24 protein-coding genes and 1 pseudogene are annotated in these 23,977 nt (G+C 69.6%); 13 read left to right on the plus strand and 12 right to left on the minus strand.

Translation table 11 applies throughout. From position 1 onward, the window contains the following. Window positions 1-89: 89 nt before the first annotated feature. Together AB0B86_RS32105 and AB0B86_RS32110 are read right to left on the minus strand one after the other, a co-directional pair. Window positions 90-962: a PhzF family phenazine biosynthesis protein gene (locus tag AB0B86_RS32105; RefSeq protein ID WP_357420434.1), complete on the minus strand. Its 873-nt coding sequence runs from the start codon at window positions 960-962 to the stop codon at window positions 90-92. Next, the gene (locus tag AB0B86_RS32110; protein ID WP_357411955.1) at window positions 959-1,267 is read right to left on the minus strand and encodes a helix-turn-helix domain-containing protein; all 309 of its coding nucleotides are present in this window, start codon (window positions 1,265-1,267) and stop codon (window positions 959-961) included. The genes AB0B86_RS32105 and AB0B86_RS32110 overlap by 4 nt, the downstream gene beginning before the upstream one ends. A 317-nt stretch (window positions 1,268-1,584) precedes the next feature. On the opposite strand from AB0B86_RS32110, the gene AB0B86_RS32115 reads away from it, so the two are divergent. Then, window positions 1,585-2,298, plus strand: a complete 714-nt coding sequence (locus AB0B86_RS32115; protein WP_357411956.1) for an HAD-IA family hydrolase — start codon at window positions 1,585-1,587, stop codon at window positions 2,296-2,298. 35 nt (window positions 2,299-2,333) lie between these two features. On the opposite strand, the gene AB0B86_RS32120 is transcribed toward AB0B86_RS32115, so the two are convergent. Then, the gene (locus tag AB0B86_RS32120; protein WP_357411957.1) at window positions 2,334-2,903 is read right to left on the minus strand and encodes a hypothetical protein; all 570 of its coding nucleotides are present in this window, start codon (window positions 2,901-2,903) and stop codon (window positions 2,334-2,336) included. A 63-nt stretch (window positions 2,904-2,966) separates the two neighbouring features. Further along, the gene (locus AB0B86_RS32125; protein ID WP_357411958.1) at window positions 2,967-3,302 is read right to left on the minus strand and encodes a HEAT repeat domain-containing protein; all 336 of its coding nucleotides are present in this window, start codon (window positions 3,300-3,302) and stop codon (window positions 2,967-2,969) included. Between the two features lie 334 nt (window positions 3,303-3,636). Between AB0B86_RS32125 and AB0B86_RS32130 the strand changes: the two genes are divergently transcribed. Beyond that, window positions 3,637-4,842 carry a pyridoxal phosphate-dependent aminotransferase gene (locus AB0B86_RS32130; protein ID WP_357411959.1) on the plus strand — a complete coding sequence of 402 codons (1,206 nt, stop codon included), beginning with the start codon at window positions 3,637-3,639 and terminating at the stop codon, window positions 4,840-4,842. A gap of 129 nt (window positions 4,843-4,971) precedes the next feature. Here the strand turns inward: AB0B86_RS32130 and AB0B86_RS32135 are convergent, their stop codons facing one another. Continuing rightward, a complete protein-coding gene (locus AB0B86_RS32135) occupies window positions 4,972-7,059 on the minus strand; it encodes an NPCBM/NEW2 domain-containing protein (RefSeq protein ID WP_357411960.1) in 2,088 nt (695 codons plus the stop codon). A gap of 434 nt (window positions 7,060-7,493) precedes the next feature. Here AB0B86_RS32135 and AB0B86_RS32140 point away from each other — a divergent pair, with 434 nt between their 5' ends. Beyond that, window positions 7,494-7,865: a hypothetical protein gene (locus AB0B86_RS32140; protein WP_357411961.1), complete on the plus strand. Its 372-nt coding sequence runs from the start codon at window positions 7,494-7,496 to the stop codon at window positions 7,863-7,865. A gap of 158 nt (window positions 7,866-8,023) precedes the next feature. On the opposite strand, the gene AB0B86_RS32145 is transcribed toward AB0B86_RS32140, so the two are convergent. Continuing rightward, window positions 8,024-8,650: a LysE family translocator gene (locus AB0B86_RS32145; protein WP_357411962.1), complete on the minus strand. Its 627-nt coding sequence runs from the start codon at window positions 8,648-8,650 to the stop codon at window positions 8,024-8,026. Window positions 8,651-8,720: 70 nt separating this feature from the next. On the opposite strand from AB0B86_RS32145, the gene AB0B86_RS32150 reads away from it, so the two are divergent. Together AB0B86_RS32150 and AB0B86_RS32155 are read left to right on the plus strand one after the other, a co-directional pair. Then, window positions 8,721-9,629, plus strand: a complete 909-nt coding sequence (locus AB0B86_RS32150) for a LysR substrate-binding domain-containing protein (protein ID WP_357411963.1) — start codon at window positions 8,721-8,723, stop codon at window positions 9,627-9,629. 218 nt (window positions 9,630-9,847) lie between these two features. Beyond that, entirely contained in the window at window positions 9,848-10,825 is a 978-nt protein-coding gene (locus AB0B86_RS32155; RefSeq protein ID WP_357411964.1) for a GNAT family N-acetyltransferase, read from the plus strand. A 206-nt stretch (window positions 10,826-11,031) separates the two neighbouring features. Here the strand turns inward: AB0B86_RS32155 and AB0B86_RS32160 are convergent, their stop codons facing one another. Beyond that, window positions 11,032-11,532: an anthrone oxygenase family protein gene (locus AB0B86_RS32160; RefSeq protein ID WP_357411965.1), complete on the minus strand. Its 501-nt coding sequence runs from the start codon at window positions 11,530-11,532 to the stop codon at window positions 11,032-11,034. Beyond that, entirely contained in the window at window positions 11,529-12,386 is an 858-nt protein-coding gene (locus tag AB0B86_RS32165; protein WP_357411966.1) for an NAD(P)H-binding protein, read from the minus strand. The genes AB0B86_RS32160 and AB0B86_RS32165 overlap by 4 nt, the downstream gene beginning before the upstream one ends. 103 nt (window positions 12,387-12,489) lie before the next feature. Between AB0B86_RS32165 and AB0B86_RS32170 the strand changes: the two genes are divergently transcribed. Then, complete coding sequence (locus tag AB0B86_RS32170) at window positions 12,490-13,446, plus strand: AraC family transcriptional regulator (RefSeq protein ID WP_357411967.1); 957 nt, start codon at window positions 12,490-12,492, stop codon at window positions 13,444-13,446. Here AB0B86_RS32170 and AB0B86_RS32175 read toward each other — a convergent pair whose 3' ends face one another. Beyond that, entirely contained in the window at window positions 13,447-14,109 is a 663-nt protein-coding gene (locus AB0B86_RS32175; protein WP_357420437.1) for an HAD family hydrolase, read from the minus strand. Between the two features lie 49 nt (window positions 14,110-14,158). Between AB0B86_RS32175 and AB0B86_RS32180 the strand changes: the two genes are divergently transcribed. Together AB0B86_RS32180 and AB0B86_RS32185 are read left to right on the plus strand one after the other, a co-directional pair. Beyond that, on the plus strand, window positions 14,159-15,493 hold the full coding sequence (locus AB0B86_RS32180) for an SWIM zinc finger family protein (protein ID WP_357411969.1): 1,335 nt from the start codon (window positions 14,159-14,161) through the stop codon (window positions 15,491-15,493). Continuing rightward, the gene (locus AB0B86_RS32185) at window positions 15,490-18,027 is read left to right on the plus strand and encodes a DUF6493 family protein (protein WP_357411970.1); all 2,538 of its coding nucleotides are present in this window, start codon (window positions 15,490-15,492) and stop codon (window positions 18,025-18,027) included. The genes AB0B86_RS32180 and AB0B86_RS32185 overlap by 4 nt, the downstream gene beginning before the upstream one ends. A 51-nt stretch (window positions 18,028-18,078) precedes the next feature. On the opposite strand, the gene AB0B86_RS32190 is transcribed toward AB0B86_RS32185, so the two are convergent. Further along, the gene (locus AB0B86_RS32190) at window positions 18,079-18,738 is read right to left on the minus strand and encodes a hypothetical protein (RefSeq protein ID WP_357411971.1); all 660 of its coding nucleotides are present in this window, start codon (window positions 18,736-18,738) and stop codon (window positions 18,079-18,081) included. 294 nt (window positions 18,739-19,032) lie between these two features. Here AB0B86_RS32190 and AB0B86_RS32195 point away from each other — a divergent pair, with 294 nt between their 5' ends. Beyond that, window positions 19,033-19,236, plus strand: a complete 204-nt coding sequence (locus AB0B86_RS32195; protein ID WP_013283833.1) for a cold-shock protein — start codon at window positions 19,033-19,035, stop codon at window positions 19,234-19,236. Between the two features lie 181 nt (window positions 19,237-19,417). Here the strand turns inward: AB0B86_RS32195 and AB0B86_RS32200 are convergent, their stop codons facing one another. Together AB0B86_RS32200 and AB0B86_RS32205 are read right to left on the minus strand one after the other, a co-directional pair. Then, window positions 19,418-19,993, minus strand: a complete 576-nt coding sequence (locus AB0B86_RS32200) for a nucleotidyltransferase family protein (protein ID WP_357420439.1) — start codon at window positions 19,991-19,993, stop codon at window positions 19,418-19,420. A gap of 194 nt (window positions 19,994-20,187) precedes the next feature. Next, window positions 20,188-20,331: a hypothetical protein gene (locus AB0B86_RS32205; RefSeq protein ID WP_357411973.1), complete on the minus strand. Its 144-nt coding sequence runs from the start codon at window positions 20,329-20,331 to the stop codon at window positions 20,188-20,190. A 29-nt stretch (window positions 20,332-20,360) separates the two neighbouring features. Between AB0B86_RS32205 and AB0B86_RS32210 the strand changes: the two genes are divergently transcribed. The 4 genes and pseudogenes from AB0B86_RS32210 (at window position 20,361) to AB0B86_RS32225 (ending at window position 23,696) form a co-directional block, all read left to right on the plus strand. After that, window positions 20,361-21,482 (plus strand): hypothetical protein, encoded by a 1,122-nt coding sequence (locus AB0B86_RS32210; protein ID WP_357411974.1) that lies wholly within the window; start codon window positions 20,361-20,363, stop codon window positions 21,480-21,482. Window positions 21,483-21,791: 309 nt separating this feature from the next. Further along, complete coding sequence (locus AB0B86_RS32215) at window positions 21,792-22,823, plus strand: pectinesterase family protein (RefSeq protein ID WP_357411975.1); 1,032 nt, start codon at window positions 21,792-21,794, stop codon at window positions 22,821-22,823. 139 nt (window positions 22,824-22,962) lie between these two features. After that, window positions 22,963-23,232: pseudogene (locus AB0B86_RS32220) on the plus strand (cellulose binding domain-containing protein); the annotation flags it as partial. A 77-nt stretch (window positions 23,233-23,309) separates the two neighbouring features. Further along, window positions 23,310-23,696 (plus strand): hypothetical protein, encoded by a 387-nt coding sequence (locus AB0B86_RS32225; RefSeq protein ID WP_357411976.1) that lies wholly within the window; start codon window positions 23,310-23,312, stop codon window positions 23,694-23,696. Window positions 23,697-23,977 lie beyond the last annotated feature (281 nt).

Below are 23,977 nucleotides of genomic sequence, written 5' to 3' on the forward strand. Positions count from 1 at the left end.
CTTCGCTGAGTGCGTAGAGGATCATGCCCGGTCGGTGCCGATCCAGCGACCCCGTATTCCGCGACCGCCCGCCAACGTGCCCCCACCGGTCAGCAGGTCACGGAGACCGGAGCGATGGTGGCTGTTCCGCCGATGCTCGCGGAAATGCCGTCCGTGGTGGCGGTTGCGGTGGCGAAGACCAACGAGGGGCGTCCCGCGGCGTGCCCCTGCTCGACTTCGATGCTGCTGTGGCGGTGGGTCGCGTACAGGTGGGCCGCGAGGCATCCTGCGCTGTTGGCGTTGACGACGTCCTCGCCGACGCCGATCGCCGGTGCGAACATGCGCGCGGTGGCTGCGTCGCGGGTCGGGGACAGCGTGTAGACGAAGCAGCCGAGATAGCCGAGACGACGACACTCGGCTGCGAGTCGACGTAGGTCGGGCCGCATCGCGTGCAGGGTCGGCAGCGCCAGCACCGGTACGAGCAGCCGCGGTGTTCCCGGTGAGGCGACGCACGGAAGGTCGTCGGTGGCCAGGTCGTTCGGGCTGACGCCGAGGGCGGCGAGGATGCTGTCGAGTTCTGCGGCAGTGCAGCCCTGAAGCTCCACGGTGCCCTGGTCGAACCAGACCTCGATGCCGTCGTCGCGCTGGACGGCGGTGGTGTCGAAGGTGCGGCCACCGGTCCGCTGACGTGCCCGGTGTTCCTTGGCACCGCTGCGGCGTAACAGGACCGCCTGCGCGGCGATGGTGCCGTGCCCGCAGTTGGTCAGCTCCCCGTGCGCGGTGAAGAACCGCACCGCGGGCGTGATGCCCGCGTCGGGGTCGACGAACGCCGCGTGCGAGGTGCCGGCTCGCCGGACGATCGCCCGCCGAGCGCTGTCGCTGAGCGCGATGTCATCGATCAGCACGGCGGTAGGGCTGCCGCCTTCCCCGCGGCGAGTGCAGGCGTCGACGATCGTCACGTCGTGGCCGCTACTCCCGGTCATGTCGGTGTTTCCTCCTCGGTGGCCGGGTCGCCGTCGGCCAGGGCGCTGGCCCAGTCGTGCGACCACCGCACGAGGGGGCGCAGGGCTCGGTAGGCGCCCTGCCCGAACTGGGTGAGGGCATAGGCGGCGTCCGCCTCCTGCTCGACGAGGCGGGCCTCCACCAGCTCGGTCAGCCGCTGCCGCAGGACGCTTGACGACATGTTGTCGCAGCGTTGCTGCAGCGCGCGGAAGCCGAGTGCGCCGCGCTGCAACTCCCAGACGATGCGCAGGCTCCATCGACGTCCGAACAGGTCGAGTGCCGCCATCAAGGGGCGACCGGTGCTCGACCCGCGAACCGGTCTTCCCGGCGTGGGCGCTGCCACAGTCTCCTCCCGCTTCTCCCGGTGCTTCTATTTTCGATACAGTACCTCCGTGCCAGTGATTCGGTTTTCGAAGCGCAGGGAGGGTTGTCCGGCAGCCCTGACCTCCGGCCACGCCGCCGTCCTGGCCCGGGGGCGCGGGGCGCGTGGCTCGGCACGCGTTTCCTGGCGACCACCGAAGCCTCCACCCGCCAACTGCGTCGGCACCGCCTCGTCGAGCAGGTGCGCCGCACTACCCAAACGGCAGACAGGGCTGCCTGACCATGACGTCCCTCGCTCGCATCAGCGGCGCTGCCGTGCTGTTCGACGTCGACGGCGTACTTGTCGACTCCTACGCCGCGTACCGTCGCATCTGGGACCGCTGGGCGCTGCACCGCAGCCTCGACCCGGTGATCGTCTGGGCGCACACCCACGGCCGTCGGCCGATCGACACCATCACGGTCGTCGCTCCACACCTCGACGCCGAAGCCGAATACCGACTGGTACGCGACTTCATGGCAGACGAGGGCGACGCCTTCCCGGTGTACGCCGACGCCCCGGCCACGCTGGAGATCGTCCGGGACCAGCCCTGGGGCGTGGTCACCTCCGGCCGAGCCCTCACCGTGCGGCAACGACTGCGAGCAGGTGGCCTGCCTGATCCCCCGGTCCTTGTGGACAGCACTCAGGTCACCCACGGAAAACCGGACCCGGAAGGCTACCTCCGGGCAGCCGACCTGCTGCGAACCTCGCCAGAGCGCTGCCTGGTCATCGAGGACGCCCCGGCCGGGATCGCAGCAGCTCGCGCGGCGGGCATGACGGTCATCGCACTGACCACCACTCACACCGCAGCCCAACTGGCCGACGCACACCACGTCACCGAGACCCTTGGCGACGCGATGCCAATCATCGGGAACTGGCTCGTCGTGCGCCAGGCCTCGTCACGTGGGCGCGCATCCAGCGAAGCGTCCGAGGCACGTAACCGACCTGCTGCGCGGTGAGGACGTCCGGGCCAGCGGCTGCGCCGAGGTGGGCGTCACTCATCAGCCGGCGGGTCCCACCAACGGCGCAGGTCGATATCGGGAACGTCCGGACTGGCGAAGAAGAACGGCACGCCGATGCTGTCCGCTACCGCCCGGCCTTTCTCGGAGGCTTCCGCGGCTTCCGGCCAGGGCGGAACCTCACCGGCGAACAAGCGGCGGTCGCTGCCGTGGCTGAACAACGCCAGCGGCTGCTCGTCGAAGCAGGGATGGTGGTGGCTTGGCCGACGCACAATCGCGTACAGCCTCACATGCCAGCCCTGGGTGTCCCCATCCCAGAGAGCTTCCACAGCGACAACCCGGTCCGTGATCGCCCGGACTGTCTCGACCAACTGCGGCACCTCGACCGACGGTCGTTCAGGTTCTACCCAACCCTCCGCGCGGAGCCACGCCAAGCGCTCAACCAGCAGGTCCTGGGCTTCGTACAGACCCGGTCGAGGATCAAGGCCGCCATCCACGCGCAACAGCCTGACGGCATGGATCAGCCGCTGCTGGCGTAGTTGCTCGTCGATCCGATCGAGCACCTGCGGAGACAGGAACGTCCACCACGAAACCTGCCCCTGCATCACCCCAGTATCGCCCACTGCCGTCCAGCACCCAGTGACACTTTGCGATCCAGCCGGATGAGGTCAGCGGATCAAACCTGCGGACCGCGCTTGATACAGCTGACGGCGTGCTTGTGTGGTGTCGAGTTGTTCGAGGCCCTTGACGGCCCAGAAGCGTAGCCGCTCGTCATCGCCGTGGAGCTGGACGACCAGCACTGGCAGCGCGTCCGCCGAGCGTGCGTCGCCGATGAGTTCAAGCAACCAGCAGCGCAGACCGTGGTCGGGTTCGCGGTTGAACTCGGTGATCAGTTCGTCGAGGTGCTGCGCGGCGTGGGGTCGAAGTAGGTGGAATCCGTCCTCCTGCTTCTGCGGATCGCGGCTGCGCATCAGCCGCATGGCGTACTGGAACTGGTTCGCCACATCGTCTCCGTAGACCGCCGCAACTGGAGCACGCCATCGCATGATCATTGAGGGCATGTGACGACAGCCAAGATCGTGCGGTAGCCGAGGGCACAGCATAGACGTTGCGGGGTGCCAGGTGATGTCCGAGGATGCCGTCCAGGCGGTCGCCCCACGCGGCCCGTGCTCTGTGCCGCACCGGTTGGGGAGGACCCGCGCGAGGCGGTCAACGCTGTGGCCAGATGCGGGCCGGAATCGTTCGACGCCGGTCGGGGGTTCGTCCGCAACGCGCCACGAACGCGCTCGTGGACATAGCATCGGTCCTCGGCACACGACGTTTCGCGAAGGGGGTCCGATGCGACAGTCGCAGCGGCTGAAGAGTGTCCGGTACGACATCCGTGGCCCGGTGATGCGCCGGGCGCAGGAGTTGGAGGCCGCCGGGCACCGGATCCTCAAGCTCAACCTGGGCAACCCGGCGCCGTGGGGGCTGGCCACGCCAGAGCCGATCATCGCCGACGTCGTGCAGAACATCGTGGCCGCTCAGGGATACAGCGACGCGCGGGGCATCTACTCAGCCCGCGTCGCGGTGGCCCAGCACTACCAGACTCTCGGCGTGCCCGGCGTGCAGCCGGACGACGTGCTGCTCGGCAACGGGGTCTCCGAGCTGATCGTGATGGTGCTCCAGGCGCTGCTGGACACGGGCGACGAGGTGCTGGTGCCGAGCCCGGACTACCCGCTCTGGACCGGCGCGGTAAACCTGTGCAGCGGTCGTGCTGTGCATTACCGCTGCGACGAGAGCGCGGGCTGGGCACCGGACCTGGAGCACCTGGCGTCGCAGATCACCGACCGGACCCGCGCGCTCGTGGTGATCAACCCGAACAACCCGACCGGCGCGGTCTACTCCCGGGAGGTGCTGCTCGGCATGATCGAGCTTGCGCGCAAGCACGATCTGCTGATCTTCGCCGACGAGATCTACGACAAGATCGTGTACGACGGAGCGACGCACCACACGCTCGCCGCCCTCGCCCCGGACGTGCCGGTGGTCAGTATGGGCGGCCTGTCCAAGGCCTACCGGGCTGCGGGTTTCCGCTCCGGCTGGCTCGCCACCAGCGGCTTCAGCGGCACCGACTCGGATTACCTGGACGGACTGCAACTGCTTGCCAACATGCGGGTCTGCCCGAACGTGCCGGCCCAGCATGCCATTCAAACCGCGCTCGGCGGATACCAGAGCATCGAGGATCTGACCGGCCCCGGGGGCCGCCTGCTGCGCCAGCGCGACCACGCCTGGCAGTCCCTGATCGACATCCCCGGCGTCGACTGCGTCAAGCCGGCCGGCGCCCTCTACCTCTTCGCCCGCCTCGACCCGCAGATCCACAAGATCCACGACGACGAGCGTCTGGTGATCGACCTCCTGGAGCAGCAGCACCTCCTGATCTCGCACGGCACCGGCTTCAACCTCGACACCCCGGACCACCTCCGCCTGGTCTTCCTGGCCGCCACGGACGTCCTCGACGACGCCGTCTCCCGGATCCGCACCTTCCTCTCCACCTACCGTCAGTAACCAGGCGGCGCGGCCCTCCCCCGCCACCTTCGTGCGAGCCCGAAGGCCCACTCCTGTTCAATGATCGAAGCTCCGGCCCGGGCTCAACCCGGGGCCGGAGCTTCGATCACGCGAGGAGTGTCCGGGGCGTCAGCAGGTGGCGTTCAGGCCGGCCCAGTTGGCGCGGTCGTTGTAACCACCGTCGCCGCCGTCGCCGACCAGCAGGTCGAGCACCCGTACGCCGGTCAGGTCGACGTCGACCTGACGAATGTCGTCACGGGTCAGCACACCGCTGTCGAACAGGACCCGACCGTCGCCGACCACCTGGAAGGTCGAGGTGGCTCCCTCGGGACCGACGTTGCGTACCGCGTCGTCCAGGCCGACGGTCGCGGTCAGCCTGTCGCACCTGTCGCCCAGGTAGTAACGGACCGTGGAGGGCGAGGCGACGCCGAGGCCGGTCGGGTATACCTGGCCGATCATGCTGATCGGTGACCCGCCGCCGACGCTCTGGTCGACAGTCGGGGTCATCCAGCCGCTGGTGGCGCTGATCCAGGTGTGGTGGGACAGCACGACGTCACCGGTCGGCGGCGCCGGGGCGACAAGCACCGACGACACCGACGTCTGGCGTGACGTGTCGCGCCCGACCACCTCGTAGGACGTGGCGGCGGTAAGCGCGGCAGCCCCGGCGGCGGCGGTGGCCGGCAGGGTCACCGTGAAGGCGAAGGTGGTGGACCGGTCGGGAGCGAGCAGGATCGGCGCCCCGCTGAGTGCCCGGACCGTCCAGCCGGCCGGCGCGGTGAGCCGGACCTGCGGCTTGAGGACGGGCAGCAGGCCGTCGTTGCGGACGACAACCTCGACCCGCGCCTGGTCCCCGCCACCGACCACGGGCGCGGTCCCCTCCGGCGTGGCGGAGTTACCGACCTTCGTGACCTGCGGAAGACCCACTGTCACGTGCGGAGCACCCGGCAGACCCCGCGCCGGAGCCACCCGGAGCAGCGCGGCACCGTGTGCCGGAACCGCGGCGCTGAGGGTGCCCGCGCTCTCGGTGACCTGGTTGGTCCACGCGTTCCGGACGGTGAAGCGGGCTCCGGACAGGCCGACGGACGCCGCCTTCGTGGTGATGATTGTCGAGCTCTCACCGCGGTTGAGCAGCACGACGGCCCGGTCACCGTTGGCCAGGCGCTTGACCCAGGTCTCGGTCGTGCCGGCGGGGCCGACGCGTACGGCCTGGACACCGGCCGGGTCCTGGTTGATCGCCAGCACCTCGGGGTCGGTGAGCGTGTCGATCGAGGCCTGGCTGAGCTTGCGGATGTCACTGCCGATCACCAGCGGGGCGGCGGCCGCGGACCAGAGCGTCATCTGGGTACGGAACTCCTCCTCGGACATGCCGAGCCCGGGAGCCAGGTAGTCCGGGTCGTTGAAGTGACCCGGTCCGGCGGCCTCGGGGTGTCGCGCGTTCGCGTCGTAGTTGCGCAGCACGTCCTTGAACTTGATGTCACCGACGAAGCCCACGTCGGTGTAGGTCCGCCAGGACTGCGCGATCTGCGGGGCATAGCTCCAGGAGTACGTGGACTGCTGCTGCTCCGGGTAGTTGCCCCAGTCCGGGGAGGTCACCGGATTGCACAGGTTGAAGATGATCGGTCGCTTGCTGGCGTTGTTCCGCAGCGCCCGGGCGAACTCGGTGTAGGCGGTCTTCGGGTCCAGGTCGGCGGCGATCCCGCAGAGGAAGTCCACCTTCACCGCGTCGAACTCCAGGGCGGCGAAGTGGTCCGCGTCGCGCTGGTAGTAGCCGCCGCCGCTGCCGAGCCCACATTTGCCGGGGATGTACGGGCCGGCGTCGGTGTAGATGCCCGCCTTCAGCCCCTTGGCGTGGATGTAGTCGACGAGCGGCTTGAGCCCCTTCGGGAAGCGACTCCGGTCGGCCTGCAGGTCACCGGCGGCCGTCCGCGGCTCCGGGTCCTGCCAGCCGCCGTCCAGCCAGACGATGTCGTAGCCGGCCCTGGCCAGGCCACGGCTGACGATCGAGTCGGCGACCTCCCGTACGGACTCCTCGGAGAAGTCGCCGCCGAGGCCGAAGTAGGTGTTCCAGCCCTGGTAGGGCGTCGGGCTGAGCACCTGCTGGGGTGCATGGTCGGCGGCTACCGCAGCGTCGTTCGCGGCTGCGGCGTGGACCGGGGCGGGCACGATCAGCAGGCTGGCCGTGACGGCGGACAGGGCGGCGATCAGATGTCGTCTCACGAGGGGGTTCCTTCACAGCAGTGGGCAGGCCCGTACTCCTGGGTTGTTTCGATCGATCTTGCAAGCCGTTACCGCGAGTGTCAATATTATTTAATAAATTATGTCTACGACGTGCGCGAGCTGCTCCCGGGCACCCGCTGCCACCGGCCGAGGTCGCCGACCTGGCTCCGTGCCCTCGTATGGGCCCGTCGACTCGGTAGGCCGGGGGCACCTGACCCGGCCCGCACCGCCCGGCATGGTGACCTGATCAGAAGCTCGGGTCCGTCCCTCATCCCCGTTGCGTCCGGCGTTCGCCTCGTGCTCAGCGACCGGTTACGCTCCGGCCGTCTCCTGGTTCCGCGAAGGTCTCAGGTTTCGGCCCACCTGACGTTCGGCACGATCGCGGTCAGGCCACTGAGAGTGCGTCTCTTCGGCGTGTCTGCCAGCATGTGCCGATGCTGATCGGACGGATCTTGGCCGAAAGCCTTCGCGTTGGTTGTGACATCCAGGTGCCCGGGCTCCGGATAGTCCGGATCGCTCGTGAGGACGTCGCTGGGTCGCGGGCACCGCAGCAGCCAGCAGTTTGGACGTTACTGGACGTGGAAGCGCCGGACGAGGCGGCGGATGAACTGGCCGAGGCGTTGGCCGGGTCGCTCGCGGACGGCCAGGGCTGGTACGCCGACTTTCGCGTCGGCACGGATCATGTGATCGTCTATCCGGGGCGGGTGTTCCACTACACCGTTGGCGATCACGCCGGTAGGGACGCCGCAGTGCAGTACGGAAGACTGAACGGCGTGCCAGAGCATCAGCTCGACTGGGGCGAATGATCGGCACAGCCCATCCCCCTGCGGCGCGGAAGATACGTGGCTAGCCGCTTCAACCGCAGAACCCGCAGTGCATCCGACGCGCCGTTTCACGGTGCCCTCCCCTACACACGGCCCGCCGGCCCCGACTGAAGTAGGAACGTCCACATCTCGTCAGGTTCCTACCGTTCGGCGGCCAGATGTAGGCCGAGGGCGATGAGAACGCCGCCGGTGACTGCGTCGATGCGACGACTCAGCGTGCGGCGATGCCGCAGCCACGTTCCGATCCGGCCGGCGAACACTCCGACAGCGCCGTCCACCACGAACTCCAGCGCGATCAGGATCAGCCCGAGAACGGCGAACTGGACCCAGACGGAACCGAGTGCTGGATCGACGAACTGCGGCAGAAAGGCCACCGAGAACGCGATCATCTTGGGATTGGAGAGGTTGGTCAGGAAACCGCTGAGGTAGGCGCGCCGACCGGACACTCCGGCTGCCTCCGTCCCGGGGATCATGTCGCCGCGCTGCCGGATCATCTGGATGCCGAGGTACGCCAGGTACACCGCACCGGCGATTCGCAGCAATGTGAACGCCTGCGGCACCGCGGTGAACAGGGCGGTCAAACCGGCCGCCGCGACCAGCACGTGGATCGCCTCGCTGGTGGCCAGCCCTGCGGTGGCCAGAAGACCGGCCCGCGGCCCACCGCGCATCCCGCAGCTGAGCACGAACAGCATGTCCGGGCCAGGCGCGATCATGGCAACGACCGTGACGGCGGTGAAGGCGGCAAGCAACTGCGGATCGAACGGCATCGTCTCAGCGTGCCGGGAGCCCAGCGATAGATCCATACCGGACGGCGAGCACTGAGCATAAGCTTCTCCGATGCTCGATTATCGGCGACTCAGCCTGTTACGCGACGTGGCGGTCACCGGCACCATCGCTGCCGCCGCCGAACGTGCCGGTTGCACCGCCGCAGCCGCCTCCCAGCAACTCGCCGGCCTGGAACGCGATGTCGGTGCCGCGCTGCTGGAGCGGTCGGCGCGCAGCGTCCGGCTCACCGAGGCGGGCCGGGTTCTCGCGGACCATGCCGGACGGCTGCTGAGCTCGCTCGCTGACGCTGAACGAGCCGTCCGTGACGTGGCCGGCCTGCGCGGTGGCACGATCAGGATCGCGGCGTTCGCCACCGCCGGAATCAGCTTCGTCATTCCGGCGCTCACCGTCTTCCGGCGGAGGCACCCCGACATCGAGTTGCGGTTCACCGAACTGGAGTCGGCCGAGGCGCTCCCGATGGTGCAGGCGGGGACCATCGACCTGGCGGTCACCCATGAGTACGCTCCGCTGTCGCGACCTGATCAGCGCGGACTCGACCAGCGGCCGCTCTACCGGGAGCCGATGTTGCTGGCCGTGCCCCGAGGCCTGACAGCCGCCGAGACCGAGGCTGCCGACCTCGCCGACTTCGCCACGACTCCGTGGGTCGCCGCGCTCACCAGCACCGGTTTCCAGGCCGCCACCGAGATGGCCTGCCGAGCGGCCGGCTTCGACCCCCGCGTCGACATCCGGGTGCACAGCTACCCGATGGTCCTGGCAATGGTCGGCGCCGGTTTCGGGGTAGGGCTCGTGCCGCAGCTCGCAGCCGTCGCGCAGCCCGGCGTGAGCTACCTGCCGATCGCCAGGCCGACCGGCCTGACGAGGCAGATATACGCCACCACCAGGCGCACCGACAGGTCGCCGGCAGCCCGGGCCTTTCGCCGATACCTGTGCGACGTCCTGGCCCTGACCACACCGAAGTAGGCGTCGCCCTGGCGGTTCCGCAGCAGAGGTGCACCCCATCCACCTGGTAACGGACGCGACCCCTCCGTCCGTGCGCCGCGCTCCAGGGCCAGCGACGCACGTCGCGGCAGATCGGTGCACGCCGGCGCCCCGTGATCTTGACAGGTCGAGGGCCAGAATGACGTGTGATCAACCGAGTGGCAGCAGGCGACCTCCGACTTTTCGACAGTGCCAGGAACATGTTCGACGCGGTGTCGGGCGGCAGCCAGACGTTCCTGGAGGCTCCCAGTGCACTGGCCTTCGTGGCCGCAGAGGCGGGAGAGATCTTCGGGTGGTGCTGGGGCCACCAACTGGTCCGCCCCGATGCCTCCTCGATGCTCTACCTTCATCGACTGGAGGTGGCGCAAGAACACCGTCGGAGGGGAATCGGGCGGGCACTTCTGCGTGCATTCATGTTGGCCGGTGCGCAGGCTGGTGCTACCAGGATGTTCTTGACGACCGGTGAGGCAAACGCCCCTGCGCGGGCACTCTACGAGTCACTGGGCGGTGGCCTGGCCGCACAGGGCCCCACGGTCAGCTACTGGTTCCTGTTGAATCCGCCCGAGACGGCGCCGGTTCGCCCCGTCTCGAGTCTGGACGCCCGTCAGACCTCTGCGGGTCGCGCCTTGCTTCTTACCGGCGTCGGCGGCGTCGGCAAGTCAACAGTGGCGGACGCACTCGGACGGGCGCTGACCGCAGCGGGCCACGTCACGGCCGTCGTGGACACGGACATGCTGGCCCAGTTCGGGCCGCCGCCGAATGTGGGCCCCGCGGGTGGACAACTCTACGACGAACTCAAGTGCGCCAACCTGGCGTCCGTGTGGACGAACTTCAGGGCCGCGGGCGCACGATTCGTCGTCGTCTCGGCGGTCATCGACAGCGCGGCCCAGCGAGAACGCTATGTGCAGAGCCTCGCGGACTGTGACGTCCAGGTGGTCAGGCTGATCGCGGACGGAGATACCGTCCGCACCCGCCTGCGCCAACGAGACACCGGGTCGAAGCTCGAGCAGCACCTCAGGGCGCTGGACAAGCACGAGCATTCACCACCCGAGACCGCCGTCGAGGACTTCACGGTCACGAACGACAGTGCCCCGGCCGAGGTCGCCACCGGCATCCTTGTCCGAGCGGACTGGCCGAGGCAGGTCAAGCGATCTGTCGCCGATCACCCACCGCCGTGATGGTCACCTGCGCTCCCATCGGCAGACCCCATCGTCGAGTCGCGCGTCGCTGTCAGCGGCAGATGTCCGCCCCGGTACGGCTACGGACATGCCGCGACCCACCCGTTGGTCTGCGACCAGCGGATCCAGACCGATGGGCCGCACGTGGGGCAGGCCCACCGGCCGCCCGGAGCTGGCCACCCAGCCCGCACCGGACGGCGACGTCATCAGGACGTGCCCGAGAGGTAGACCCCGAGTCCAGCCAGCAACAGGCTGATCAGGCTCGCACCGGCGCGTACCGAGTTCCACCGCGTCCAGGCCGACGAGTAGGAAGCCCACACCCGGACCGCCTCCGCAGGATCGGTCGGTACGCCTGTGGCGTCGAGGTTGTCGTTCATCGGCACGTTGATGGCCACCGTCGGGATGAACGCGCCCACCAGGTACACCCCCGCGGCGATCAGGAACAGCACCCCCGCCGACCGCATCCCGAGGATCAGCAGGAACACACCTGTCACCGTGGCGGCGACGAGCGGGCCGAAGAACGTGACGAAGAACAGCGGATTCTGGATCCTCTGGTTGATGCTCGTCATGGCCCGGATCGCGGTGCCGGCGTCGGCGGCGTTCAGACCGGGCATCACCGCCACCGAGAAGCCGTAGTAGACACCGGTGATCGCACCCGTCACCGCCACTGTCGCCGCCGCCGACCAGGCAGCCAGAGTGGCGTTCATGCCCAGTCCCCATCGGGTGACGTGTCCCATGCACCAGCGGCGGCGGCGTCCCGGGCATAGTCGGTGAAGTCGCGCGGGCTTCGGCCCAGTGCCCGTTGCACACCATCGGCGAGCTGCGCGTTGCGGCCGTCCAACACCTTGCCGAACAGCTCGGTCAGCACCGCCACGAGCTCCGCCGGTACGTCGTACCCGGCCATCACTGCGGCGTACTCCTCGGGCGAGACCGATCGGTAGCGGATTTCCCGACCGAGCGCCTTGCCGATCTCCGAGGTCGCCTCGGCGAAGGTGAGCAGCCGCGGGCCGGTCACCTCGTAGACCTCCCCCGCGTGCCTGTCGTCGGTAAGCGCCGCGACCACGATGTCGGCGATGTCGCGGGCGTCGACGAACGGTTCCGGCACGTTCCCGGCCGGGAGGGTGACCTCGCCGCCGCGTATCGGGTCGGTCAGGAAGTCTTCGCTGAAGTTCTGGCTGAACCAGCTCGCCCGCACGATCGTCCAGGCCACTCCGGAGTCCTGGACCACCTGCTCGCTGAGTCTGGCCTCTTCCTCGCCCCGGCCGGAAAGCAGAACCAGCCGTTGGATCCCGCCGGACACCGCCTGTTCGGTGAACGAGCGGATCGTCGCGCGGGCGTCCGGCGCGGCCAGGTCCGGGTAGTACACCAGGTAGACCGACGACACCCCGTCCAGTACGGGTGCCCAGGTGCGCTTGTCGGTCCAGTCGAACGGCGGCTCACCGGAGCGGGAGCCGACCCGTACCGGCCTGTCGAGTTCGGCGAGCCGGTCCACCACCCGGCTCCCGGTCTTGCCGGTGCCGCCCAGTACGAGGATTGGCTGATCATCAGCGGTCTTCGTCATGCCGACAAGTCAAGTCGAGGGCGAGCGCACCGGGAATGGGCGAGACTCTCGATCGCATGTTCCGGCGTCTCGACCACCCGCGTCGCAGGGCTAACCTGAGCGCATGGATGCGCTCGCGGGGCTGCTGGACGGGCCGAGGGCGCGCGGTGCGTTCCTGATGCGGTCGGTGTTCGACCCACCCTGGTCGGTGCGGATCCAGGATCGCGCGCCAATCACCCTTGTCACCATGCTGCGCGGCACAGCGTGGGTGGTGCCGGACCAGGGCGATCCGGTGCCGCTACGCCCCGGCGATGTCGCGATCATCCGTGGCCCGGAGCCGTACACGATCGCCGACGACCCGGCCACGGCGCCGCAGGCGGTGATTCATCCCGGCGAGCACAGCACCACGCCCACCGGGGACGAGTTGTGCGAGGTGATGGACCTGGGTCTCCGGACCTGGGGCGAACGCGCTGACGGGTCGGCGGTGCTGCTCAGTGGCACGTACCAGTTGCAGGGCGAGGTCAGCCAACGGCTGCTGAGGGTCCTGCCCCATCTCCTGGTGCTGCCGGCCGGAGCACTTGACAGCCCGCTCATCCCGTTGCTCGGCGACGAGATGACCAAGGACGAGCCGGGGCAGGACGTGGTCCTGGACCGGCTGCTCGACCTCCTGCTCATCGCCGTACTCCGGGCCTGGTTCTCCCGGCCGGAGGCGGCGGCGCCCGCCTGGTACCGAGCGCACGGCGATCCGGTGGTCGGCAGCGCGTTGCGGCTGTTGCATGACCACCCGGCGAAGCCCTGGACGGTGGCCACCCTCGCGGCCGGCACCGGTATCTCGCGGGCGGTGCTGGCCCGTCGGTTCACCGAACTGGTCGGCGAGCCTCCGATGGCGTACCTCACCAACTGGCGGCTCGCTCTGGCCGCCGACCTGTTGCGCGAACCGGACGCCACCGTCGGCGCGGTGGCCCGCCAGGTCGGCTACGGCAGCTCATTCGCACTCAGCGCGGCCTTCAAACGGGTACGCGGTCTCAGCCCGGCCGAACACCGGCAGGGCAGCGGCGGGTGCAGAGCATCCGGATCGTGACTATGCGATGAGTTCGATCAGGCCGGTGAGGTCCGTAATCTCAGCTGCGACAGGTGTCCCACTCGGCAGGGCCTGCCCACGGTGGTTGATCCACACCGCCGGGATGCCGGACGCGTGCGCCCCGTACACGTCGGCGCTCATCGAGTCGCCGACGTGCAGCACCTCGTCCGCACCCAGGTCCAGCGCGGCGAGCGCGCGGGCGAACATGGCGCGGTCCGGTTTGTAGGCACGGACGTCCTCGCTTGTCACGACGGCGGCGAAGGCCAGGCCATGGTGGGCCATCGCCGTGTCCAGGTCGGCGCGGTCGACGTCGGACACCACGCAGATGGGCACCGTGACCTGGGAGAGGAACTCCCGGGTACCTGGACGCATCGGCGGCGACTGCCAGTACCTGAACTGCGCCGCGCACAGTGTGGTCGGGTCACCGGCGCAGCCCACCTCGGCCATCACCGTGGCCAGGCTGCGCATCGCGCAGTGTCGTAGCGTTCGGAACTGCGGGCCGGCGGCGACCGCCTCGTACTCTCGGGTCCACGCGTCCATGACGTGGCCTCGAGAGACGGATGTTGCGGCGTCGGCGGCTACCTGGTCAGCTATCGCCTGCATGATCGTGTCGTCGTCTTCGACCACCGTGCCGTAGAAGTCCAGCAGGAGTCCCTTGATCACGCTCGCAGCGTAGTCGTCGTGTCGGGGGTGGGTCGTAAGTTCTGCAGCCGTGAACGCCTTGCAGACCTACCGCTACCTCCAGCCGTCCACGCTGCACCGGGGTGACCTGGCGCTGCAGACCAGCGGCGGGCCCGCGACCAACCCGCGGTTCTTCTCCGGTTTTCTGACCACTCCGCCGGCGGCTGCCGCCGGGCTCTTGGCGGTCGCCGAGGTCGCCCGCACCCGGTATCACCAGCCGGTCAGTCCGGCGAGCCTCGATCCTGTGGTCACCGGCAGCCGGGACCGGATGCGCTTCGAGTCGTTCTCCGGCTGCTGTGGGGTGTACGCGCGGCTGGACGTCGTGCCGGCCGGGTTCGACGGTGACATCGTCGAGCACGGCACCACGAACGTCGACGTGAACGCGCCGCTGCGGGAGGCGCTGGCCCGGGTGGGCGGCATCGACCCGCTGCACCTGTCGGTGGGTCCGGACGACCTGACCGTATCCACTCTCGACGGTCCGCTGGTGGAGAAGAAGGTGCCACTGCCCGGGCGGTGGCTGCGGGCTTTCGCCGAGGTCCATCTGATTGCCGCGTCCATGCAACAGCGCGCGGAGATCACGGCGGCGGAGGGGGCCACCTTCCTGCGCCGGCTGCCGGCGGGCAACGACCGGTCGGTGCTCTGGGTGGTGCCGGCCGGGCGTTCGCTGCGACTGACGTCGCGTCCGGTGCCCGGCGCGGTGTGCCTGGCCGGCGCCGGACGGCTCGCCACGCTGCGTGGACTGCTCCGGTACGCGAAGACCCTGCGGGTGTACGGGCCGTCGGCGGGCGCCGGGTCGCCGCCGCTGCCGAGCGTGTGGGAGCTCGACACCGGCGCGCTGCGGCTGTCGCTGACCCTGTCGCCGGAGCCCTACCGGGGCTTCTCCGGCGAGGGTGGCGCGCTGACCGCGCTCGCCACGGACGACGTCGCCGACGACGCCGCGCTGGTCGCCGCGCTGCTGTCCTGGGATCCGACGATCGATGTCCACGCGTTGGCGGCCTCGGCGGGGATCTCGGCGGAGCGGGTCCGGGCCGCGCTGGCCCAGCTGGGCACCGCCGGCCGGGTCGGCTTCGACGTGGCCGAGGCGGGCTACTTCCACCGGGTGTTGCCGTACGACGCCGGCCGGGCCGAGCGGGACAATCCCCGGCTGGTCGGGGCGCGGGCGCTCGTCGAGGCCGGTGCTGTCACGCGCGACGGCGAGGCGGCGACCGTACGCCACGGGGACGAGGTCTACCGGGTCCGCCGCCGGGCGGATGGCTCGTACACCTGCTCCTGCCCCTGGTGGGCGCGGCACCGCGGTCAGCGCGGGCCGTGCAAGCATGCGCTGGCCACGACGATGGTGGGCACCGCGGCGGAGGTTGGAGCATGACCGATCCATTCGAGTTCCTGGTCCGGGGCAACGTCGACGCGGCCGTCGACGCGGTCACCGGCCTCGACGAGCCGGGGCGGCGTTCGTTGGCCGACGGGCTGGTGGCCCACGTGCGCCGGCGGCGCGACACCTGGTGGTGGAACGACAAGGCGGCGGCCCTGGCGGTGGCCGCGGTCGGGTGCCTGCCCAGCGCCGCCGCAGCGGCCGAGCTGCTCGGCCGGCGCAACGTGTCGCTGCGGCGCGCCGATGCCGGGCTGGTGGTCCAGGTCGCGCGGACGCGCGGGGTGTCGTGGCTGGCAGAGTTGGCATACCGGCTGGCGGATCGGCTCCGCCGGGACGACCCGGCGGACGGCTGGGAGTTCGTCGCCGAACTGCTCACCGCCGAGAAGGCGGCCGCACCCACGGGTGACCAGTTCGTGGAGGGATGGCTCGCCCGGATGGCGTGGCCGCCGGAGCGGCAACGACCGGTCCCGCTGGTCGACCGGCTCCGGGCGGACGTGTTCCTCGACGCCCTGGTCCCGCGTCTGTTCGAGGTGGACGGCGCCGGGACGCGGATGTCCTTCGACGAGTTCATGACCGACGAGAAGCTCGCCCTGCCGAGCGCACTGGCGCAGCTGGCCGGCGAGGGCCGCCTGGACCGGACGATGCTGCACGAGGGCTGCCTGAGCCGTCTGCTACGCGGCGACCGGCCGTCCGCGTTGCGCGTGTTCGTCACCCTGCACGCCCTGCTGGAGCCCACCCCCGGCGAGGTCGACAAGCATCGCGGAGACTATCTGCGCCTGCTCGCCGACGCCCCCGGGTCCGTCGCGTCGATGGCGCAGAGAACGCTGCGGGCTCTCGACGGCCTGGAAATCGACGGGCTGCTGGACGCGTCGCGGGCCGTCCTCGTCCGGCCCGACAAGGCGCTGGTCCGCACCCAGCTCGGCTGGCTGGACCAGCTCGCCCGCCGGCATCCCGACCGGACGGCGGAGATCGCCGAGGTCATCGCGACAGCTGTCGACCACGCGGCGGCAGACATCCGCGACCGGGCCGGCACGCTGGCCGCCCGGCACGGGCACGTGGTCGCCCCACGGATCGTCATCAATGCGGTGGGCGACGACCTGCCGCCACCGGCCGCCCCGCTGCCCGCGCCACCGGCCATCACCGACCCGGACGAACTGGCCGAGGAGGTCGCCTCCCTGCGCGGCGGCCCGACGACGGCGTCCGCTCTGGAGCGGGTCCTCGACGCTGTCGTACGGCTCGCCAGTGGTGACCGGGCGCGGCTGAAAGATGCCCTGACCCCCGTGCTGCGACGGCGCCGCACCGGTGCGGAGGAACACCCGTGGGATCCGTGCTGCCTGTGCGGTCTGCTCGGCGGGGTGCTGCACGCGGCGGCCGACCCGGTCGAGGGGGGCACCAGGCGGGGACGGTGGGTCGCGATGCTGGCGGCGACGCGCCGCCGCACCCCGGGCGGACCGTCCCTCGATCCACGGGTGCCCCCGCCGCACCGGCTGCTGCGCGCCCGGCTCGCCGAGATCGGTGACCGCGTTGGCCCGCCCCGGCACCCCGGTCTGCTCGCGGCCCCGACCAGGGCAAACGGCGCCATCGACCCCGAGGCGCTGTACGACCGCCTGACCCGGCTCGGCGAGCACGGCGCGTGGCAGATGGACCTCACGCAGGCCCTGCTGCGGCTGCCCGCGCGAGTCGACGAACCCCTCGCGGCCCGGGCGGCGGCGCTCGGCACGCCCGCCGGTGACCGGCTCGCCGGTTGGCTGCGCGCCGGAGGCCTGCCGACACCGGAGCAGCGGGTGGTCACCGTGCCCCGCCGGGAGCGCCGACAGAGCTACGACTGGGGGTACGACGACCTGCCCCGGCAGCGGACGCACGTGCTGGTCAGCCCGCCGGAGGGCGTCGACGACCCGTTCGGCCTGCTCACCGTGCCGGCCGGAACCACGGACCGTCTCTTCGGCGGTTCGGCCCTGCTCTGGCCTGCCGTGTTGCCCGGCTACCGGGGACTTGTCGCGGCGTACGCGCTGCCCGACATCGCCAGCGCCGCCGACCAGGACCTGCCCGGCGGGGCCGCGATCCTGCCGCTGCTCGCCGAGTGCGGCGGCGACGGCGGTCCCGCCGTCGCCCTCGCCCTCGCGTACGGCCTGGGTGCCCGCCACGAGTCCGACCGGGTCGCCGCCGTTGACGCGCTCCTCATGCTGGCCGCCGCCGGCGACCTGGACGCTCCCACTGTCGGCGCCCACCTCGGCACCCTCGCCGCCGTCGGTGACCTCACGCTGACCCGCACCCTGCAGCCGCTGCGCGACGCGTCCGCCGCCGGTGCGCCGCTCAGTACCTGGCGCGTGCTCGCCGCCGCGTTGCCCGCACTCCTCGCGGCGCCGAAGACCCCACGCGGCACCCCGGACCTGTTGACGCTGGCGGCGGAAACGGCAGGTGCCACCGGCGCCCGAATCGACGTACCCGGACTGGCCGAGGTCGCCGCCCGCGGCGGGTCCAGTCGGCTGGTCGCCGAGGCGCGGCGCCTGGCCGACGCGCTCGACAGCTGATGCCGTCTCCGGATGGGTGGTGAGGACGGGCCTCACGCCTCCGTTCGGCCCTTACGCTGGGCGGGCCGGCTGGTTCTGGTGAACTGCCGATGTCCTCGTCGAGTGCTCGGTGATGAGTGCGGGAAACCAGGTGATGTCCTGAGGGGTGCCGTCATGGGTGCCGTGGTTGTTGTTGGCCATGTCAGCGACCCGCTGCGCATCGTCGAGGGTGGTCAGCAGCGCACTGTGCCCCGGCCGGATGCCGAGTTTGTCGAGTGCCTGGGTATCCAGCCGGTAGCAGAGCCAGCTGTGGAAGCGGCCGTCGATAAAGCCGAGCACCTCGAATCCGAGAATCGTGCCGGGTGGGGCGGCCGCTGGTTGCGCGAGGTTCATCCGGATTGGATGCGGAAGGTCGCCGATCCACTCCTCGATCATGGTGGCCAGCTCGGTGGCGACCGTTGTCGTCACGCTCATGCTCAGCACGTGCGCGGTGCGGGGGTCCGAAGGCGCACGCCTGACGGCATTGGCTGCCTGCTGGAAGGACCGTTGCCATGGCTCGAACAGAGGCTGTTGCCACGGTTCGATGTCCTGGTCGGCCGGGAGAAGGTCGACGAGACAGTCGCTGACCGTGGGGACGGCGGGCGATAGGTCGGCGGTCCAGTCCGCTCTGGCTGGCATCCAGCGGAAGCCAGCCACGAACCCGGCCAGCGTGTAGCTCTCGGTGCGCGTCACCTGCTCATGATTGACGAAGCCGACGTCCGACGCGGAGGATTATTCGCTGCTGAGCCGTTCCGGATTGGACTTTCGGAGCTGGCGGGCAGTGGCGGCAGCGTACCGGGCCAGCCTCGTGTGCTACGGTAACCGTGTTGCAGTTTTGATTTCCGTAGACGTTTTCCGGCGCCTGATGGGGCATCTGAAACCCATCCAGGCGCTTTTCGTTTTTCGTGTCGTTTCGACGCGGGTGATCAACGCAGCGGCGTAAGGGTCCGCACAGTGCGGTCTCTGACAGCCTGCGAAGGAGCAGACATGACTACAGGCACCGTGAAGTGGTTCAACGCCGACAAGGGCTTCGGCTTCATCAGCCCGGACGACGGCGGCGCCGATGTCTTCGCCCACTTCTCCGCGATCTCGGCGAGCGGCTTCCGCAGCCTCGACGAGAACCAGAAGGTGGAGTTCGACATCACTCAGGGCCAGAAGGGCCCGCAGGCGGAGAACATCCGTCCGCTCTGATCCACGCTCTGCGAACGGCGGCCCGACTGATTCAGCGGGCCGCCGTTCGGCGTTTCATGCACTGTCCGCGGCATCTCGAAGAATTGTCTTATCGGCAGAGGTCCAGCCAGCTCGGTGCCGCGAGTAGGTGACGCACGCGAAGCGGCAGTAGCGCAGTCGCCGAGGCCCACCTTCCCCATTCTCAGAGGTTCGGTGGAACGTCGAGATCGGTGCCGTCGGCGATGTCCTCGCAGGGCACATGGGTCACCAGTTCGCCATGCGCCGCGAGGTAGCGGCGTGCGCCCACGTCGCCGACAGCCAGGGCCGACACCGCCGACCAGTGGTCGCGCCCAAGCAGTACCGGATGTCCGGGCTGACCGTGGTACGTGGCGACCGCCAGCCCGACGCGGCCGCCGAACCCGCGCAGGCGCCGGACCGCGGCTGCGGTGACGCCGGGTGTGTCGACAAGCAGCACGGCGACCGCGTCCACCGGGAACGTCGCCAATGCGGCCAGCCCCACCCGCAGGGAGGACCCCATGCCGGTGTGCCACTTGGGATTGTCAGTCACCGTTGCGCCGGACAGGTCGGTACGGGCACGCACCTGCTGCGCCTCCGCACCCAACACCACGACGACCGGATCGCAGGCCCCGTCACGCAGCGTTGCGAGACCACGCTCCACCAGTTGGCGACCGTCGACGACGACAAGCGCCTTCGGCATCCCGTACCGGCGCCCCGCGCCGCCCGCCAACAGGAGCCCAGCGATCCTGGGTTCGCTCACACCACCGAGCCTAGGTCACCCCGCGGCAGCACGTACCCGCCTGCCGCAGCGGCGCGGCAGGAAGTCGGAGGATCTCCAGCCGCCGGCGCAGGCTCGCCTGCTCAGCCTCACTCCTGGTCAGAGGATCTCCAGCCGCCGGCGCAGGCTCGCCTGCTCAGCCTCACTCCTGGTCATCCGCCAGATGTCCTCCCTGATCAGGGCCTGCTCGGCCCGGGGATGATCGCGTCGCGGACCAGGGTCCTGGCGGTGATCGCCAGGTCGAGGAGTTGCTCATCGGCGCGGGGAATGTGACGGTGCCCCATCAGCAGCACCTCTGCTGGTTCGAACCGGCGTGACACGAGTGCACGGTTGGTGGGATCTTTGGCGGGTGATCGACGTTGCGCGGCGTGAGCTGGACCGGATGCGGAGTTCCTCGGTGTTGTGGCAGGAGATGCGCTACGAGCGGGTCACCGGTGCCGACGGCTACGACTGCGACGGACACGCGGCGCGGCGGGCGATGGTGTTGTGGGCGTTGCAGTACGACCGGCAAGGAGATGATCTGCCGCTGCTGCGGTGGTTGGCCGAGCAGGAGGCGGTCTGTCGACGCGTGGCGCCGTTCCAAGGGCTGAGTGAAGAGACCGAACTTGCCGGTTTCCTGCTCGCCGAGCAGCAACGCGTACAGGATGTGTGGCTGCACTGGGAGATCAAGCGGGCCAACTTCGACACCTGGTGTGGCTACGACATCGAGCACCTGTTCGCCGCCGGGACCCAGGCCACGCTTGACTTCGTGCGCGACAGCGAGCACGCCGACCGGGACGACGTGCTGGAGTACGTGTTGGACGACGCAGGCCAACCTCTCGTGTCCGAGGACGAGGTAGCGCAGTGGCGGCAGCGGAAGAGGTCCTGGTTCCCGGCCGACCCGGTCGCCGAGGACCCGCTTCGGTGGGTGCACCGGGCCAAACTGACAGGCGACGATGCGCTCGCCCGCCAGTGGCTGGACCACTGGGCGTCGGGTCGTCAGCGAGACAGGGACACGCTGACCCAGCTTCGATATCAGCTGGCCGATCTCGGCGCGTACGCCGAAGCAGCCCAGGCCCAGCGGGAGAGCCTGGTGTACGCCGACAGTCCGTGGGACACCGCGTCGGCATGGCTGTCCCTGGCGAAGCTGGAACGCCAAGCCGGCGGCCACAGTGCCGCCTGGGAGGCGCTGCGGGAATGCCGCCGGGCCCTCGACGATGTGGCCGGCTGGACGGAGGTGGGCCTCGGTCGGATGTACATACAGGAGCTGTTCCTCCTGGCCGGCGCCGCCGACGGCGAGTTGGCCAGTGTGGTGTTCACCGAGGCGGAGAGGCAGGCACCGCACGTTCCCGGGTTGGCCCTGGTCATCCTGCAGGCCGCCACCGAAGCCGCCGACAAGATCGGTGACCGGACCAGGGCGGAGCACTACCGGAAGCTACGCGACGCTGAACGACGACGCATCGACGACGAACTGGGCCCCACCACCTCCTGATGTCGGCCATCCTCAGAAGCCGGACATCGAGGCCACCCGCAGGGACGACGGGTCGGATGGCAACTTCAGGCACCGACGCCCCGGATCGTGGCGCTGCGGGAGAAGCCTGCCCGACGGGCTCGTGGATGCGCTTCTACTGACGGCGGCACGCCCTCACCTGGGCGGGTGGCTCACCCTCCCCGCCTTTATATTTTAGGTTGTCGATGTTAGCGTTCACTTAACGTCGTCGTCTGCCGGTCGGCATGATCTTCGGCGGAGGCCCGGTGGGATGGGAGAACGCTCATGACCACATCCGGCAGGATTCTTCGCGTGCGTTCGGTGACGGTGGTGACGGTGTGCGCTCTGGCCGCCGCAGTCTCGATGACTTCTGCCGCGTCCGCGTCCGCGACCATCACCGTGGCCGCCGACGGCAGCGGCAACTACACGACAGTGCAGGCGGCGATCGACAGTGTCGCGGCGAACAACGGCGCTCCGGTCACCATCACCATCAAACCCGGCACCTACCGGGGCGTGGTCACCATTCCCGCCGACAAGCCCCACCTCACGTTGGTCGGTGCCGGCAGCTCCGCCGCCCAGGCGGTGATCGTCGAAGGGCACGCATCCGGCCAGACCAAGCCCGGTGGCGGTACGTACGGCACGTCCGGAAGTGCCTCGGTCTTCGTCAACGCCAACGACACCACGATCAGAAATCTGACCATGTCGAACGACTTCAACGAGGCCGCCAACACCCTCGACGCCGAGCAGGCCGTCGCCGTCAACACCTCCGGCGACCGGGTGCAGTTCGACAACGTCCGCATCCTCGGCAACCAGGACACCCTGCTTGTCAACGCACCAAGTGTCAGCTCGGTCCGGCGACTCTACGTTCGTAACTCCTATGTAGAGGGAGACGTCGACTTCATCTTCGGGCGGGGCACCATGGTCTTCCAGAACGGCACGGTGCACTCGCTCACCCGCGGCTCGTCGTCCAACAACGGCTACATCACCGCCGCGGCCACCGACATCAACAACAAGTTCGGCTATCTGTTCTGGGGCACCACGCTGACAAGCAACGCTCCCGCCAGGACCGTCTATCTGGGCCGGCCGTGGCACCCGAGCGGCGACGTCAACGCCCGTGGCCAGGTCCTCTACCGGGGCGTCACGATGGGCGCGCATATCCGCACCGACCCCTGGACGGACATGTCCGGCTTCTCGTGGAGGACCGCCCGGTTCGCCGAGTACAGCAGCACCGGGCCCGGCGCCGGTGTCAACGCCAACCGGCCCCAGATGAGCGCCTCCACCGCCACCCAGTACACGCCCACCGCCTACCTAGCGGGTAACGACGGCTGGAACCCCATCCGATGACGCCGATTCGGCCTTTCGCACCTGGTCACCGTCCCGTGCCCCCGCGCACCCGACTCGGGACACTCAGGACACGTTGTTCGCCGATCGCGTCTCGTGGTCCTGGTGGCAACGGTCCTGACCGTCGAGGCCGGCGGGCTCGATCGCCACCGCCCAGGCCGCCACCCCCGCGTGCGATGTCGCCTACCGGGTCACCAGCCAGTGGACCGGCGGGTTCGGAGCCGACGTCGTCGCCACCAACCTCGGTGACGCGGTGACCAGCTGGACCGTCGGTGGTAGCCTCGCCCCCGGGCAGGGCGTGGCGCAGGCGTGGAACCCCACCGTCACGGTCACCGGCACGGCGGTGACCGCCACCAACGTGAGCTACAACGGTGCCATCGGCTCCGGCGCGTCTGTCAGCTTCGGCTTCTCCGGCTCGTGGGGCGGCAGCAACCCGGTTCCGTCGTCGTTGTCCTTCAACGGCATCACCTGTGCGCCTGCCCACGACACGTGGGCAGCAACCGCTTCAAGGAACTGCTCGGCGTCATGGCGACGGCCGCCAGAGCCAGAGGGGCGAAGCCGATCTTCGTCACCCCGGTCGCGGCGATCACGTGCAGCGGCGGCACCGCTGTCGGCAATCGTGGTTTCGTCACCGAGACGACGGCTGCGGCCGCCACCAACGGCGTACCGGTCACCGACCTGCACGCGAAGAGTGTGGCGCTCTACAACACGCTGAGGCTGTGCCCGAACAACGGCGACTACTCGACGGGCGCGGTCGGCGCGTTCTTCTGCAACGACCACACCCACTTCGAGGCGGCCGGCGCCAGACAGATCGCCGGCGTGATCGCCACCGCCCTCAGGGCGCAGAACATCCCGCTCGCCGCCCACCTGAAGTGACAGCCGCCCCTGCGGTCGCCCCCCCGTCGTCGGGTGCGGTTCTAGGCCGTTGAGGGCGCGTGTTGCCCCGACTGCTCCCCGAGCCGGGGCCTCGGCGAGACGGTCCCAGCTCGGGTGTGACAGTGTCGACGCCGACCTGTCCGGGTCTAGACGAGTAAGTCCTAACCCTGGTTAGTGGTCGTAGGTGATCAGGGATCGGGTGATGGGTTGGCCGGTGTTGCGGTTGTGCCAGATGGCGGCGGTCAGGGCCAGGATGCGTTGGGCGATGCGGGCGCTGACGC

Origin of the sequence: Micromonospora sp. NPDC049047, from assembly GCF_040649135.1 — a bacterium.
GTDB lineage: Bacteria > Actinomycetota > Actinomycetes > Mycobacteriales > Micromonosporaceae > Micromonospora.

Excerpts from the sequence above, each read along its gene's own strand:
- AB0B86_RS32110 (WP_357411955.1), bottom strand. The coding sequence starts at position 1,267 with ATGGCGGCACTCGACCTGTTCGGACGTCGATGGAGCCTGCGCATCGTC.
- AB0B86_RS32120 (WP_357411957.1), bottom strand. The coding sequence starts at position 2,903 with ATGCAGGGGCAGGTTTCGTGGTGGACGTTCCTGTCTCCGCAGGTGCTC.
- AB0B86_RS32160 (WP_357411965.1), bottom strand. The coding sequence starts at position 11,532 with ATGAACGCCACTCTGGCTGCCTGGTCGGCGGCGGCGACAGTGGCGGTG.
- AB0B86_RS32105 (WP_357420434.1), bottom strand. The coding sequence starts at position 962 with ATGACCGGGAGTAGCGGCCACGACGTGACGATCGTCGACGCCTGCACT.
- AB0B86_RS32185 (WP_357411970.1), top strand. The coding sequence starts at position 15,490 with ATGACCGATCCATTCGAGTTCCTGGTCCGGGGCAACGTCGACGCGGCC.
- AB0B86_RS32145 (WP_357411962.1), bottom strand. The coding sequence starts at position 8,650 with ATGCCGTTCGATCCGCAGTTGCTTGCCGCCTTCACCGCCGTCACGGTC.
- AB0B86_RS32140 (WP_357411961.1), top strand. The coding sequence starts at position 7,494 with ATGCTGATCGGACGGATCTTGGCCGAAAGCCTTCGCGTTGGTTGTGAC.
- AB0B86_RS32130 (WP_357411959.1), top strand. The coding sequence starts at position 3,637 with ATGCGACAGTCGCAGCGGCTGAAGAGTGTCCGGTACGACATCCGTGGC.
- AB0B86_RS32170 (WP_357411967.1), top strand. The coding sequence starts at position 12,490 with ATGGATGCGCTCGCGGGGCTGCTGGACGGGCCGAGGGCGCGCGGTGCG.
- AB0B86_RS32165 (WP_357411966.1), bottom strand. The coding sequence starts at position 12,386 with ATGACGAAGACCGCTGATGATCAGCCAATCCTCGTACTGGGCGGCACC.
- AB0B86_RS32155 (WP_357411964.1), top strand. The coding sequence starts at position 9,848 with ATGTTCGACGCGGTGTCGGGCGGCAGCCAGACGTTCCTGGAGGCTCCC.
- AB0B86_RS32195 (WP_013283833.1), top strand. The coding sequence starts at position 19,033 with ATGACTACAGGCACCGTGAAGTGGTTCAACGCCGACAAGGGCTTCGGC.
- AB0B86_RS32115 (WP_357411956.1), top strand. The coding sequence starts at position 1,585 with ATGACGTCCCTCGCTCGCATCAGCGGCGCTGCCGTGCTGTTCGACGTC.
- AB0B86_RS32150 (WP_357411963.1), top strand. The coding sequence starts at position 8,721 with ATGCTCGATTATCGGCGACTCAGCCTGTTACGCGACGTGGCGGTCACC.